The 13,330-nt window shown below is 62.1% G+C and carries 13 protein-coding genes; 8 read left to right on the top strand and 5 right to left on the bottom strand.

Annotation, left to right across the window (positions count from 1 at the left end):
* Positions 1 to 173: 173 nt before the first annotated feature.
* Positions 174 to 578: an acyl-CoA thioesterase gene (locus tag M5G18_RS17080; protein WP_003229628.1), complete on the top strand. Its 405-nt coding sequence runs from the start codon at positions 174 to 176 to the stop codon at positions 576 to 578.
* Between the two features lie 57 nt (positions 579 to 635).
* Positions 636 to 1,535 (top strand): D-hexose-6-phosphate mutarotase, encoded by a 900-nt coding sequence (locus M5G18_RS17075; RefSeq protein ID WP_273898189.1) that lies wholly within the window; start codon positions 636 to 638, stop codon positions 1,533 to 1,535.
* 47 nt (positions 1,536 to 1,582) lie between these two features.
* Here M5G18_RS17075 and M5G18_RS17070 read toward each other — a convergent pair whose 3' ends face one another.
* From M5G18_RS17070 to M5G18_RS17050, 5 genes are all read right to left on the bottom strand, one after another.
* Entirely contained in the window at positions 1,583 to 2,119 is a 537-nt protein-coding gene (locus M5G18_RS17070) for a DUF3299 domain-containing protein (RefSeq protein ID WP_102357864.1), read from the bottom strand.
* 103 nt (positions 2,120 to 2,222) lie between these two features.
* Positions 2,223 to 2,468, bottom strand: coding sequence for a GlsB/YeaQ/YmgE family stress response membrane protein (locus tag M5G18_RS17065; protein ID WP_003229635.1), 246 nt, complete (start codon positions 2,466 to 2,468; stop codon positions 2,223 to 2,225).
* Between the two features lie 111 nt (positions 2,469 to 2,579).
* Entirely contained in the window at positions 2,580 to 3,662 is a 1,083-nt protein-coding gene (locus M5G18_RS17060) for a 5-(carboxyamino)imidazole ribonucleotide synthase (protein WP_273898188.1), read from the bottom strand.
* A 10-nt stretch (positions 3,663 to 3,672) separates the two neighbouring features.
* Entirely contained in the window at positions 3,673 to 4,164 is a 492-nt protein-coding gene (gene purE / locus M5G18_RS17055; RefSeq protein ID WP_007954291.1) for a 5-(carboxyamino)imidazole ribonucleotide mutase, read from the bottom strand.
* 216 nt (positions 4,165 to 4,380) lie between these two features.
* Positions 4,381 to 5,298, bottom strand: a complete 918-nt coding sequence (locus M5G18_RS17050; protein WP_273898187.1) for a LysR substrate-binding domain-containing protein — start codon at positions 5,296 to 5,298, stop codon at positions 4,381 to 4,383.
* Positions 5,299 to 5,478: 180 nt separating this feature from the next.
* Between M5G18_RS17050 and aspA the strand changes: the two genes are divergently transcribed.
* The 6 genes from aspA to M5G18_RS17020 all read left to right on the top strand — a co-directional run bounded on the left by aspA (position 5,479) and on the right by M5G18_RS17020 (position 13,236).
* A complete protein-coding gene (aspA, locus tag M5G18_RS17045) occupies positions 5,479 to 6,903 on the top strand; it encodes an aspartate ammonia-lyase (protein ID WP_003229645.1) in 1,425 nt (474 codons plus the stop codon).
* A gap of 442 nt (positions 6,904 to 7,345) precedes the next feature.
* The gene (locus M5G18_RS17040) at positions 7,346 to 8,791 is read left to right on the top strand and encodes an alanine/glycine:cation symporter family protein (protein WP_273898186.1); all 1,446 of its coding nucleotides are present in this window, start codon (positions 7,346 to 7,348) and stop codon (positions 8,789 to 8,791) included.
* 99 nt (positions 8,792 to 8,890) lie between these two features.
* The gene (locus tag M5G18_RS17035; RefSeq protein ID WP_273898185.1) at positions 8,891 to 9,895 is read left to right on the top strand and encodes an asparaginase; all 1,005 of its coding nucleotides are present in this window, start codon (positions 8,891 to 8,893) and stop codon (positions 9,893 to 9,895) included.
* 87 nt (positions 9,896 to 9,982) lie between these two features.
* Positions 9,983 to 10,981, top strand: a complete 999-nt coding sequence (locus M5G18_RS17030; RefSeq protein WP_085606215.1) for an AraC family transcriptional regulator — start codon at positions 9,983 to 9,985, stop codon at positions 10,979 to 10,981.
* 132 nt (positions 10,982 to 11,113) lie between these two features.
* Positions 11,114 to 12,139: a histone deacetylase family protein gene (locus M5G18_RS17025; RefSeq protein WP_007954279.1), complete on the top strand. Its 1,026-nt coding sequence runs from the start codon at positions 11,114 to 11,116 to the stop codon at positions 12,137 to 12,139.
* Positions 12,136 to 13,236 carry a polyamine ABC transporter substrate-binding protein gene (locus tag M5G18_RS17020; protein WP_273898184.1) on the top strand — a complete coding sequence of 367 codons (1,101 nt, stop codon included), beginning with the start codon at positions 12,136 to 12,138 and terminating at the stop codon, positions 13,234 to 13,236. The genes M5G18_RS17025 and M5G18_RS17020 overlap by 4 nt, the downstream gene beginning before the upstream one ends.
* Positions 13,237 to 13,330 lie beyond the last annotated feature (94 nt).

Raw genomic sequence — 13,330 nt, 5'->3', positions numbered from 1 at the left:
AACGTCGTTGGCCCGACCCTTGCTCGGGATTAGCCGGTTTCGCAGAGTTTCTCCTTAGGCGCCTGATGGAAAACGTGACGAACGTAGTATGTTCGGTGCTGAATCGTTTTTCCCGAAGACGGCTACCACCAGCAATACCCAACGAAGAGTCACGGGTCAGAGGCACCCCCGGCATGATAGAGCTCGAACAAGAAGATCCGATCCCGCAAGGCGACCTGGCCCTGCAAATCACCGCGCTTCCCCGCGAAACCAACGGCTTCGGCGATATTTTCGGCGGCTGGCTGGTGGCGCAGATGGACCTGGCCGGCACTGCCATGGCCAGCCGTGTTGCCGGTGGCCGTGTTGCGACCGTGGCCATCGATCGCATGGCGTTTCTGGTGCCGGTAGCTGTCGGCGCGCAATTGTCCTTTTATACCCAGACCCTGGAAATCGGCCGCAGCTCGATCCAGATGATGGTCGAGGTGTGGAGCGACGATCCGCTGTCCAGCGAGTGGCGTAAAGTGACCGAAGCGGTGTTCGTGTTCGTTGCCATCGATGGCAGCGGTCGCACCCGTTCGGTTCCGCCACGCGCACGTTAAACCTCGCGGCCGTTTCACGGTCGATAGTCGTCCAAGTTGCTGATCGAGAGTTGTCCCATGAACACGCCCAACGTTGAAGCCGTGAAACTGGATGAACTGAACTGCTGGCGCATCCGCCACGGTCAGGCCGAAGTGCTGGTGGCCCAGCAAGGCGCGCACATCCTCAGTTATCAGGTGGACGGCCAGCCGCCGCTGATCTGGCTGAACGACAAGGCCGTGTTCAAGACCGGCAAGAGCATCCGCGCCGGGGTGCCGGTGTGCTGGCCGTGGTTCGGCGTCTTCGCCCGCAACCCGCAGAGCGTGCAGGCGATGCGCGTCAGCGAAGAACCGGCCGCCGCCCACGGGTTTGTCCGGGCGATGGATTGGGAACTGGGCGGTATCGAAACCGAAGGTGAAAGCCTCAAGGTGGAATTCAAGCTGCCCTACCCCGAAGGCGGTTTTCCGGGCTGGCCGCATCAGGTCGACCTGACCTTGACCCTGCGCCTCGACGATCAGTTGCACATCAGCCTGACCAGCCACAACCGTGGTGCCGACACCGTCAGCATCAGTCAGGCGCTGCACAGCTATTTCGCGGTCAGCGATGTGCGCAACGTGCGCGTCGAAGGCGTCGATGGCCTGAATTACATCGAGACCCTGGACGACTGGAAAACCCACACCCAGCAAGGCGACCTGCGTTTTGCCGGGGAAACCGACCGCATCTACCTCGACGCCCCGCCACAACTGAGCATCGTCGACCCGGCCTGGGAACGGCGCATCGTGCTGACCGCCAGCGGTTCACGCACGGCGGTGATCTGGAACCCGTGGATTGATCGCGCCGCCGCGTTCAGCGACATGGACAACGACGGCTGGCAGCGCATGCTGTGCATCGAAACCGCGAATGTGATGGACGACGTGGTGAACCTGGCACCGGATGCCAGCCACACCATGGGTGTCAGCGTCGGCAGCAAGCCGCTCTGAAAACAAAAAACGCAGCCCTGAGGCTGCGTTTTTTTTGCAGGTCTGAATTACAGATCCGATTCCTGCACCACCCGCACCTTGTCTGCTTCCAGCGCATACGCAGCGTCGGCGAGATCATTGCTGACCTTCTCGATCTTCAGCGTGCCGGTCACCCAGAGCGGCGTGTAGATGTCATCCAGCTTCAAGCCTTTCGGATAACGCACCAGCACCAGTTGATTCGGTGGCGGTGGCGGCACGTGGATGCACGCGCCCGGGTACGGCACGAGGAAGAACAGCGTGCTGCGACCCTTGGCGTCGGATTCCAGCGGCACCGGATAACCACCGATGCGAATGTGCTTGTCGTTCATCGACGCCACGGTCTTGGTCGAATACATCACCGCCGGCAGACCCTTGGCCTGCTTCATGCCGCCTTTCTCGGTAAAGGTGCCGGTGGCTTCCGGGGAGTTGTGGTCGATTTCAGGCATGGCCTCGAGGGCTTTCTGGTCCGACTTGGGCATCAGTTCCAGCCAGTCGGTTTCCGGCAGATCGCCGGCGTGGGCCAGACCGCTGCCCAGTAAAAGGAGAGTCAACAGAAGACGGCGCATGAAGGTGCTCGGTAAAGGATGCTCGAATAAGGAGGGAACGCTGAATCGCCGAGCATTCTAGCCCTCCCCGCCGGATTGGCAGAGAGGGCTTTGTCGCTTTGGATCAGTTCTTTTTGATCAGGCCGTAGATCACCAGCAGCACGATCGCGCCGACCAGCGCGCCGATGAAGCCGGCGCCCTGACCCGCCTGATAGATGCCCAGGGCCTGGCCGCCGTAAGTGGCTGCCAGCGAACCGCCGATACCGAGCAGGATGGTCATGATCCAGCCCATGCTGTCATCGCCCGGTTTCAGGAACCGCGCCAGCAGGCCGACGATGAGGCCGATAAAGATGGTTCCGATAATTCCCATGGCATTTCCCTCTGAATAATAGATAAGCCAAAGCCTAGTCAGACTTTGGCATCCTGCCATGAGAGAACGGCGGCCCCTTAATGGTTCCGCCGCTGCCAGATGAAACTGTCGTTACTCGGCGATCAGCGCTTCGACCTTGAGGATCTGCTGCTCGAGGGTCGACTTGTCCTTGCAACGCAGGTTGGCGTGACCGACCTTGCGCCCGGCCTTGAAGGCCTTGCCGTAGTGATGCAGATGGCAATCGTCAATGGCGATGACCTTCTCGACCGGCGGAACCACACCGATGAAGTTGAGCATCGCGCTCTCGCCGACCTTGGCGGTCGAACCCAACGGCAGACCGGCAACGGCCCGCAGGTGGTTTTCGAACTGGCTGCACTCGGCGCCTTCGGTGGTCCAGTGCCCGGAGTTGTGCACGCGCGGGGCGATTTCGTTGGCCTTGAGGCCACCGTCGACTTCGAAGAACTCGAACGCCATCACGCCGACGTAGTTCAGCTGCTTGAGCACACGGCTGGAATAGTCTTCGGCCAGAGCCTGCAGCGGGTGATCGGTGCTGGCAACGGACAGCTTGAGGATGCCGCTGTCGTGGGTGTTGTGCACCAATGGATAGAACTTCGTCTCGCCATCACGGGCACGCACGGCGATCAGCGACACTTCACCGGTGAACGGCACGAAGCCCTCCAGCAGGCAGGCCACGCTGCCCAGCTCGGCGAACGTACCGACCACGTCTTCCGGCTTGCGCAGGACTTTCTGGCCCTTGCCGTCGTAACCCAGGGTGCGGGTTTTCAGCACGGCCGGCAGACCGATCGACGCAACGGCGGCGTCCAGGTCGGCTTGCGACTGGATGTCGGCGAACGCCGGGGTCGGAATCCCCAGATCCTTGAACATGCTCTTCTCGAACCAACGGTCGCGAGCGATGCGCAGGGCTTCGGCACTCGGGTAGACCGGAACGAATTGCGAAAGGAACGCCACGGTTTCAGCCGGGACGCTTTCGAACTCGAAGGTCACCAGATCGACTTCATCGGCCAGCTGACGCAGATGATCCTGATCGCCGTAATCGGCCCGCAGGTGTTCGCCCAGCGCAGCGGCGCACGCGTCCGGCGCAGGGTCGAGGAAAGCGAAGTTCATGCCCAGCGGGGTGCCCGCCAGGGCCAACATGCGACCCAACTGGCCGCCACCGATTACACCGATCTTCATCTCAACAACCTCAGGCAATACGTGGGTCTGGATTGTCCAGGACGCTGTCTGTCTGCTCGGCACGGAAGGTTTTCAGTACCGCGTGGAATTGTGGATGCTTGGCGCCCAGGATGCTCGCCGACAGCAGCGCTGCGTTGATCGCACCCGCCTTGCCGATGGCCAGGGTGGCAACCGGAATACCGGCCGGCATCTGCACGATCGACAGCAGCGAATCGACGCCCGAGAGCATCGCCGACTGCACCGGCACGCCCAGCACCGGCAGGTGGGTCTTGGCCGCACACATGCCTGGCAGGTGGGCTGCGCCACCGGCACCGGCGATGATCACCTCGATGCCGCGGCCTTCAGCCTCTTCGGCGTACTGGAACAGCAGATCCGGGGTGCGGTGGGCGGAAACCACCTTGACCTCGTAAGGGATGCCGAGCTTTTCCAGCATATCGGCGGTGTGGCTAAGGGTGGACCAATCGGACTTGGAGCCCATGATCACGCCAACCAGTGCACTCATCGTCGCGCCTCTTCTCTCTGGGCGCCCGCAGGCGCGTCAAAAACAACAAGCCACGCAGGATGCGTGGCTTGTTGTAGGAAAAATGGCCGGACGAACCGGCCGAAGGCTGCGCAGTATACCGCAAAGAAAGCAATAAACAGCCCCCGTAGCGACCATCTGTCATCTGCCGCAAAAGCCCGGTTTTATTGACTCGAAGGTCAGTGGTCGGGACATATTTCACGCATCGGACGTACCTTGTGCCGCTCCGCCTTCCAGCTTGCGCCACAACAACCGCACATTGGCCTTGCGCACCAGCGCGCAGCGGTACAGGCGAATCTCCAGCGGCACATGCCATTGCGGGCCGCCACAAACTACCAGTTCGCCCCGGGCCAGTTCGGCACGCACACTCAATTGCGGCACCCAGGCAATGCCGAGGCCTTCCAGAGCCATGCTTTTAAGACTGTCGGCCATGGCGGTTTCATAAATCGTGGTGAAGCGCAGCTGACGCTGGCGCAGCAAGCCGTTCACCGAACGCCCGAGAAACGCCCCGGCGCTGTACGCCAGCAACGGCACACTGCCCTCGCCTTCCAGATCGAACAGCGGCTTGCCATCGGCATCTGCCGCACACACCGGGAGCATTTCGGTCTGGCCAAGGTGCAGCGACGGGAAGATTTCCGGGTCCATCTGCATCGCCGCGTCCGGATCGTAGAACGCCAGCATCAGATCGCAGCCACCTTCACGCAGCGCGTGAACCGCATCGCCGACGTTGGTCGCCACTAGCCGCGTGGCGATGTTCAGACCCTCGTTGCGCAATTGCGCGATCCAGCGTGGGAAGAAACCGAGGGCCAGCGAGTGCGCCGCCGCGACCTGGATCACTTCACCCTGCCCGCCTTCCAGATGATGAAGATGGCGCAGCACTTCACCGAGCTGTTCGACCACCGTGCGTGCGGTCACCAGGAACAGTTGCCCCGCCGCCGTCAGCTCGATCGGCGTACGCGAGCGGTTGACCAGCGTCAGGCCCAGCGCCGCTTCCAGGCTGCGGATCCGCCGACTGAATGCCGGCTGGGTCACGAAGCGCCGTTCGGCCGCCTGCGAGAAGCTGCGGGTGGCGGCCAGAGCACTGAAGTCCTCGAGCCATTTGCTTTCCAGATTCATCACGTCCTCCCGGACACGCACCAAAACAGGTCACACGTCTGCCGCGCACGCGGCGTCACACGGGCATTATGCCGAATGTGCATAGGGCAGTGTTTAACAGCATTGGCCCAAAAATTCCCACAAGCCTAGCATTCGCAGCGTTCCGGCACAGACCGGGTCCATATCGAGATGATTTCTATCATGTCCTCCGCTGCATCATTCCGCACAGAAAACGACCTGCTTGGCGCCCTCGAAGTCCCTGCTCAAGCGTATTACGGCATCCAGACCCTGCGAGCGGTGAACAACTTCCGCCTCTCGGGCGTTCCGATTTCGCACTACCCGAAACTGGTTGTCGGTCTGGCAATGGTCAAACAGGCCGCTGCTGACGCCAACCGCGAGCTGGGTCACCTGAGCGAAGCCAAGCACGCTGCCATCAGCGAAGCCTGCGCACGTCTGATCCGCGGCGATTTCCACGAAGAGTTCGTGGTCGACATGATTCAAGGTGGCGCCGGTACCTCCACCAACATGAACGCCAACGAAGTGATCGCCAACATTGCTCTTGAAGCGATGGGTCACCAGAAAGGCGAGTACCAGTACCTGCACCCGAACGACGACGTGAACATGGCGCAGTCGACCAACGACGCCTACCCGACCGCGATCCGTCTGGGTCTGCTGCTGGGTCACGACGCGCTGCTGGCCAGCCTCGACAGCCTGATTCAGGCATTCGCGGCCAAGGGTGAAGAATTCAACCACGTCCTGAAGATGGGTCGTACCCAGCTACAAGACGCCGTGCCGATGACCCTGGGTCAAGAGTTCCGTGCTTTCGCCACCACCATGGGCGAAGACCTGGCCCGTCTGAAGACGCTGGCCCCGGAACTGCTGACCGAAGTGAACCTGGGCGGCACCGCGATCGGTACCGGCATCAACGCCGACCCGCGCTACCAGGCCCTGGCCGTACAGCGTCTGGCGCTGATCAGCGGTCAACCGCTGGTTCCAGCCGCCGACCTGATCGAAGCCACTTCCGACATGGGCGCCTTCGTGCTGTTCTCCGGCATGCTCAAGCGCACCGCGGTCAAGCTGTCGAAGATCTGCAACGACCTGCGCCTGCTGTCCAGCGGCCCGCGCACCGGCATCAACGAAATCAACCTGCCGGCACGTCAGCCAGGCAGCTCGATCATGCCAGGCAAGGTCAACCCGGTGATTCCGGAAGCCGTGAACCAGGTGGCATTCCAGGTCATCGGTAACGATCTGGCGCTGACCATGGCAGCCGAAGGCGGCCAACTGCAACTGAACGTGATGGAGCCGCTGATCGCTTTCAAGATCCTCGATTCGATCCGTCTGCTGCAACGCGCCATGGACATGCTGCGCGAGCACTGCATCGTCGGCATCACCGCCAACGAAGCGCGCTGCCGCGAACTGGTCGAACACTCGATCGGTCTGGTCACCGCACTGAACCCGTACATCGGCTACAAAAACGCCACCCGCATCGCCCGTATCGCCCTTGAAAGCGGCCGCGGCGTGCTGGAACTGGTGCGCGAAGAAGGTCTGCTCGACGAAGCCATGCTCGCCGACATCCTGCGCCCGGAAAACATGATTGCTCCGCGTCTGGTGCCTCTGAAGGCCTGATCCGACGCGTTACTTGTAGCACCGCTCACCAGGTCGAGGGACTAGACACCTCTCACCTTTTGAGGGCTTGGAGATCATTCTCCAAGCCCTTTTTTTTAACTGTTTGAACCTGAGAACCGTATGTATGGAAGCTGACCGCAAATCAGCTTTCACACAAACCCGACGCCGGTAACGTCGGGTGTTTCAAAGCTTCGTTTCGTCGCTTGCACCACAACCGTGCAGACGGGCGCCGCACTGATCGGTATAGTGCCGCCCCTCTTCGCGTGAGCGGTCGTCGGTAACGAGGCCATAACCCATGCGAAACCCGAACTAATAACAAACCCGCGATATGGATCCGGGACGAAACCCTCGCCTCGCCTGTTGTGCCGCGCGCACACCGGTGTAACTCGATGTTTCCGACCATCCAGCATTTGCTTACACAATAAACAGCGAGGAAAAATCCATGCTCGAAGTCATCAACGACTTCCTCTCAGGGAAAGTACTGATCGTGCTCATTGTCGGGCTCGGTAGCTACTTCACGATTCGCTCGCGTTTCGTTCAATTGCGCCACTTCTTCCACATGTTCGCGGTGTTCCGCGACAGCCTCAAAGGCAGCGCCGGGCAACTCAGCTCGTTCCAGGCCCTGATGCTCAGCCTCGCCGGCCGCGTCGGTGCAGGCAACATCGCCGGTGTCGGCATCGCCGTGACCCTCGGTGGTCCGGGCGCAGTGTTCTGGATGTGGGTGACCGCTCTGGTCGGCATGTCCAGCAGCTTCTTCGAATGTACGCTGGCCCAGGTCTACAAGCGCGCCGATGGCGACGGCCTGTACCGTGGCGGTCCGGCCTACTACATCCAGCACGGCCTGAAGCTCAAAGGCATGGCGGTGGTGTTCTCGATCCTGCTGCTGGTCACTTACGGCTTCGCCTTCATCGGCCTGCAGTCCTACACCGTGACCCACTCGCTGCAAAACGCCTTTGCCTTTGATCCGCAACACACCGGTATCGTCCTGGCAGTGCTGCTGGCCATTACCTTCATCGGCGGCATCAAGCGCATCGCTTCGGTGTCCGACCTGCTGGTTCCGATCAAGACTCTGGCCTACATCGGCGTGACCCTGTACGTGATCGGCACCCAGATCGAACACGTGCCAGCCATGCTGGAAACCATCTTCAAGAGTGCCTTCGGTCTCGACCCGGCCTTCGGCGGCCTGCTCGGCAGCGCGATCGTGATGGGCGTGAAGCGTGGCGTGTTCGCCAACGAAGCGGGCCTGGGCAGTGCGCCAAACGTCGCCGCCGTGGCTGCCGTGAAGCACCCGGGCGCTCAAGGCGTGGTTCAGGCGTTCAGCGTGTTCCTCGACACCTTCGTGATCTGCACCTGCACCGCGCTGCTGATCCTGCTGTCGGGCTTCTACACCCCGGGCTTCGAAGGTGACGGCATCGTCCTGACCCAGAACTCGCTGGCCGCCGTGGTCGGTGACTGGGGCCGCATGTTCGTCAGCGTCGCGCTGTCGCTGTTCGTCTTCACTTGCATCCTCTACAACTACTACCTGGGCGAAAACAGCCTGCAGTTCCTCACCCGCAACCGTGCTGCGCTGATGACGTTCCGCGGTCTGGTGCTGGCGCTGGTGGTCTGGGGTTCGATGCAGGACCTGTCGACCGTGTTCGCCTTCGCCGACATCACCATGACCTGCCTGGCCTTCGTCAACCTGGTGGCCCTGGCCATGCTGTTCAAGGTCGGCATGCGCGTGATGCGCGACTACGACGCGCAACGCCGCGCCGGTATCAGCCAGCCGGTGTTCGACTCCAGCAAGTTCAGCGACCTGGATCTGGACCTGAAGGCCTGGCCTGCCAATCCGTCGGCCGACACCCAGGCCGACGCTCAGCCGCAAGGCATCCCTGCAGCGCAACGCTGATCGGGTAAAAACCGGGCGCAGATCCTGCGCCCGGCGTGACACAAGCAGCGGTCGGCGTCATGCTCGACCGCATGCTGTCCTCGTTCAGGAGAACTCCCCATGAATTCCTCGACCTACCCTGCCGCCCAGCACGTCATGGTGCTGTACACCGGTGGCACCATCGGCATGCAGGCCAGCGCCAATGGCCTGGCTCCGGCGTCCGGTTTCGAAGCGCGGATGCGCGACTACCTGCACAGCCAGCCTGAGCTGGCGGTGCCGCAGTGGCGCTTTCGCGAGATGTCGCCGCTGATCGACAGCGCCAACATGACCCCGGCCTACTGGCAACAACTGCGTGAAGCGGTGGTCGACGCCGTCGATGTGCAAGGCTGCGACAGCGTGCTGATCCTGCACGGCACCGACACCCTGGCCTACAGCGCCGCCGCCATGAGCTTCCAGCTGCTCGGCCTGCACGCCCGCGTGTGCTTCACCGGTTCGATGCTGCCGGCCGGCGTCACCGACAGCGACGCGTGGGAAAACCTCAGCGGCGCACTGGTCGCCCTCGGCCACGGCCTCGCGCCGGGAGTGCATCTGTATTTCCACGGCGAACTGCTGGCCCCGACCCGTTGCGCAAAAGTGCGCAGCTTCGGCCGTCATCCGTTCAAACGCCTGGAGCGTCAGGGCGGCGGGGTGAAGGCCACTTCCCTGCCGACCGCGTTGAACTACAACCAGCCCAAGCAACTGGCCAAGGTGGCGGTGTTGCCGCTGTTCCCGGGCATTGGCGCCGAGATCATCGACGGCCTGCTCGACAGCGGCATTCAGGGTCTGGTGCTGGAGTGCTACGGCAGCGGCACCGGGCCGAGCGACAACCCGCAATTCCTCGCCAGCCTCGGCCGGGCGCGGGACAACGGCGTAGTCGTGGTTGCGGTTACGCAGTGCCATGAAGGCGGCGTGGAACTGGATGTCTACGAAGCGGGCAGCCGCTTGCGCGGTGTTGGCGTGCTGTCCGGTGGCGGCATGACTCGCGAGGCAGCGTTCGGCAAGTTGAACGGATTGCTCGGTGCAGGGCTTGAGACAGCTGAAGTGCGGCGGCTGGTCGAACTCGACCTGTGCGGTGAGCTCGTCTGATCAAAACCGACTGTGGGAGCAGCTCTGCTCCCACAGCCCGGCATGCAACTTGCTGCCGTTTCCAGCACCCCAAGGCTGGAAGATCCTATGCTCCACTCCCACCTCACCACCCTCAACGCCGTCTCCCTGGTGCTCAACACCTTCAGGGATCAAGGCCTGTCCAGCGAAGCGCTGCTGGCCGGCAGCGGCATCAGCGCGGCGGATCTGAGCCGGGCCGACACCCGCATTACCACTAATCAGGAGATGCAGGTCTGCGCCAACGCGGTCGCGCTCAAGCATGACATCGGACTGGAACTGGGCCGGCGCATGCACGTTTCCTGCTACGGCATCCTCGGTTACGCGCTGCTGACCTGTGCCACCTTCGGTGACGCTTTGCGGCTGGCGATCCGTTATCCAGCGCTGCTGGGAACACTTTTCGAACTGAGCCTGGAAGACGACGGCGAGCGTGTCTGGTTCGTCGCCGCCGATTATCGCGAGAGCCCGGCGATGGCGGTGTTCAATGCCGAGTTTTGTCTGGTGTCACTGAAAGTCATCTGCGATGACCTGCTCGGCCATCCGCTGCCTCTGCTCGCCACCCGCTTCGAACACACCGCGCCAGACTATCGCGACAGCTACGCCGAACACTTCAAGGCGCCGCTGCACTTCGGCGCCAAGGACAACGCCTTCGCCTTCGACCGGCGTTGGCTCGACCAGCCGCTGCCGCTGGCCGACATCATCACCCATCAGGCCATGGCCGAACGCTGCCGCAAGCAGAACACCGAGTTCACCGGCCGCCAGGCGTGGCTGGGGCGGATCCGCCAGTTGCTCAGCGCACAACTCAATGCCGCACCGGGGCTGGAAGGTCTGGCGCAACAGATGAACTGCTCACCCCGCACGCTGCGCCGGCATCTGAAGGACATGGGTTGCAGCTATCAGGAACTGCTCGACGAGCTGCGTTTCGAGCGGGCCAAGCAGATGCTTTGCGAAGATCAGTTGCCGATCTACCGCATCGCCGAAACCCTGGGCTTCAGCGAGACCGCGAGCTTCCGCCATGCCTTCGTGCGCTGGAGCGGCGTAGCACCGAGTCAGTTCCGACCACACGGTTAAACCGTCGAGGGGCGATATCAGGTCAGCATTTTTGGCCACATCGATCCCCTTTTGGCCTCTCTGGCCGTTCTCCGATTCGCCCCGCGCCGCAACACTGGAGCCAACCGAATCAGCCCCTGCGGAGAACAACAAATGCTGACGATCTACTCTGACGATCACCACCTGCACCATGGCCGCTGTGAATTGATCGACGGGCAACTCAAGCCTTGCTTCGAGATGCCGTCGCGCGCCGACCATGTGCTGCAACGGGTGAAAAACCAAAACCTCGGCCCGGTCGAAGCGCCGAAGGATTTCGGCCTCGGGCCGATCGAGCGCATTCACAGCCGCGACTATCTCGACTTCTTCAAAGGCGCCTGGGCGCGCTGGACCGAATTCAACACCGACGGCGACTTGCTGCCCTACACATGGCCGGCGCGCACCTTGCGTCAGGTCAAACCGACCAGCCTGCACGGCCAGCTCGGCTATTACAGCTTCGACGGCGGCGCACCAATAACCGCCGGCACCTGGCAAGCGGCGTACAGCGCGGCGCAAGTGGCGCTGACCGCACAAGCGGAAATCCAGCGTGGCGCCCGTGGCGCTTTTGCTCTGTGCCGTCCACCGGGACACCACGCCGCCGGTGATTTGATGGGCGGTTATTGCTACCTCAACAACGCCGCCATCGCTGCGCAGGCGTTTCTAGATCAGGGCCACAAGAAGGTCGCGATCCTCGACGTCGACTACCACCACGGCAACGGCACCCAATCGATTTTCTACGAGCGCAGCGACGTGCTGTTCACCTCGATCCACGGCCACCCGGAAGCGGAATTCCCGTTCTTCCTCGGCTACGAAGACGAACGCGGCGAAGGCGCCGGTGAAGGCTTCAACTTCAACTATCCGCTGCCGGCCGGTTCCGGCTGGGACGTCTGGAGCGCGGCACTGGATCAGGCCTGCCAGGAGATCGACAACTACGGTGCCGACATCATCGTCGTGTCGCTGGGCGTCGACACCTTCAAGGACGATCCGATCTCGCAGTTCAAGCTCGACAGTCCGGATTACCTGGCAATGGGCAAACGCATAGCGGCCCTCGGCAAACCGACTCTGTTCGTCATGGAGGGTGGCTACGCAGTGGAAGAAATCGGCATCAACGCGGTGAACGTGCTCGAAGGTTTCGAACAATGAGCAGACTCAAGCACTTCATCGCGCCGGCGTTGTGCGCGGCGCTGCTGAGCAGCGCCGCACACGCGGAAGAACGCACCCTGCGCGTCTACAACTGGTTCGACTACATCACCCCCAAGGCACTGGAAGATTTCAAGGCGCAGAACAGCCAGACCAGACTGGTCTACGACATCTTCGACACCAACGAAGCGCTGGAGGCCAAGCTGCTGACCGGCAACTCCGGCTATGACGTGGTGGTGCCGTCCAACGTGTTCCTCGCCAAGCAGATCGAGGCCGGGGTGTTCCAGCCGCTGGATCGCAGCCAGTTGCCGAACTGGAACCACCTCGACCCGAAACTGATGAAGCTGATCGAGGCCAACGATCCGGGCAACAAATTCGCCGTGCCGTACATGTACGGCACCATCCTGATCGGCTTCAACCCGGCCAAGGTCAAGGCTGCACTGGGCGACAACGCGCCGGTGGACAGCTGGGACCTGATCTTCAAGGAAGAGAACATCAGCAAGCTCAAGCAATGCGGCGTGGCCCTGCTCGATTCGCCGTCGGAGATCCTGCCGCTGGCCCTGCAACACCTCGGCCTGGATCCCAACAGCAAGAACCCGGCGGACTACGCCAAGGCTGAAGCGCTGCTGATGAAGATTCGCCCGTACGTGACCTACTTCCATTCGTCCAAGTACATGGCCGATATCGCCAACGGTGACATCTGCGTTGCGGTCGGCTATTCGGGCAGCTTCTCGCAAGCGGCCAACCGCGCCAAGGAAGCGAAGAACGGCGTGGTAGTGGACATGCGCCTGCCGAAAGAAGGCGCGCCGATCTGGTTCGACATGCTCGCCATCCCGAAAGGCGCGAAGAACCCGCAGGACGCCTACACCTTCGTCAACTACCTGCTGCAACCGCAGGTGATTGCGCCGGTCAGCGATTTTGTCGGCTATCCGAACCCGAACAAGGACGCCACCGCGCAGGTCGACCCGGCGATTCGCAACAACCCGAATCTGTACCCGACCGATGCGGCGATGAACACGCTCTACACCCTGCAACCGTTGCCGCGCGATGCAGAACGGGCGCGGACCCGGGCGTGGACCAAGATCAAGTCCGGTACGTGAAACCTGACAACCTGAACAGACCCGCCTTCGCGGGTCTTTTTTTACCTGCAAGACCTATGTACCGCATTTCACCGCGGCGAGGATTTTAGTGTCC

This window comes from Pseudomonas aphyarum, assembly GCF_028657055.1.
Lineage (GTDB): Bacteria > Pseudomonadota > Gammaproteobacteria > Pseudomonadales > Pseudomonadaceae > Aquipseudomonas > Aquipseudomonas aphyarum.
This window is presented reverse-complemented; position numbering and strand designations above follow the sequence as displayed.

Bases quoted from the DNA above. Each gene is read 5' to 3' on its own strand.
- M5G18_RS17035 (WP_273898185.1), top strand. From the start codon at position 8,891: ATGAATTCCTCGACCTACCCTGCCGCCCAGCACGTCATGGTGCTGTAC.
- M5G18_RS17080 (WP_003229628.1), top strand. From the start codon at position 174: ATGATAGAGCTCGAACAAGAAGATCCGATCCCGCAAGGCGACCTGGCC.
- M5G18_RS17020 (WP_273898184.1), top strand. From the start codon at position 12,136: ATGAGCAGACTCAAGCACTTCATCGCGCCGGCGTTGTGCGCGGCGCTG.
- M5G18_RS17040 (WP_273898186.1), top strand. From the start codon at position 7,346: ATGCTCGAAGTCATCAACGACTTCCTCTCAGGGAAAGTACTGATCGTG.
- M5G18_RS17065 (WP_003229635.1), bottom strand. From the start codon at position 2,468: ATGGGAATTATCGGAACCATCTTTATCGGCCTCATCGTCGGCCTGCTG.
- M5G18_RS17070 (WP_102357864.1), bottom strand. From the start codon at position 2,119: ATGCGCCGTCTTCTGTTGACTCTCCTTTTACTGGGCAGCGGTCTGGCC.
- M5G18_RS17075 (WP_273898189.1), top strand. From the start codon at position 636: ATGAACACGCCCAACGTTGAAGCCGTGAAACTGGATGAACTGAACTGC.
- M5G18_RS17030 (WP_085606215.1), top strand. From the start codon at position 9,983: ATGCTCCACTCCCACCTCACCACCCTCAACGCCGTCTCCCTGGTGCTC.
- M5G18_RS17025 (WP_007954279.1), top strand. From the start codon at position 11,114: ATGCTGACGATCTACTCTGACGATCACCACCTGCACCATGGCCGCTGT.
- M5G18_RS17060 (WP_273898188.1), bottom strand. From the start codon at position 3,662: ATGAAGATCGGTGTAATCGGTGGCGGCCAGTTGGGTCGCATGTTGGCC.
- M5G18_RS17050 (WP_273898187.1), bottom strand. From the start codon at position 5,298: ATGAATCTGGAAAGCAAATGGCTCGAGGACTTCAGTGCTCTGGCCGCC.
- purE (WP_007954291.1), bottom strand. From the start codon at position 4,164: ATGAGTGCACTGGTTGGCGTGATCATGGGCTCCAAGTCCGATTGGTCC.
- aspA (WP_003229645.1), top strand. From the start codon at position 5,479: ATGTCCTCCGCTGCATCATTCCGCACAGAAAACGACCTGCTTGGCGCC.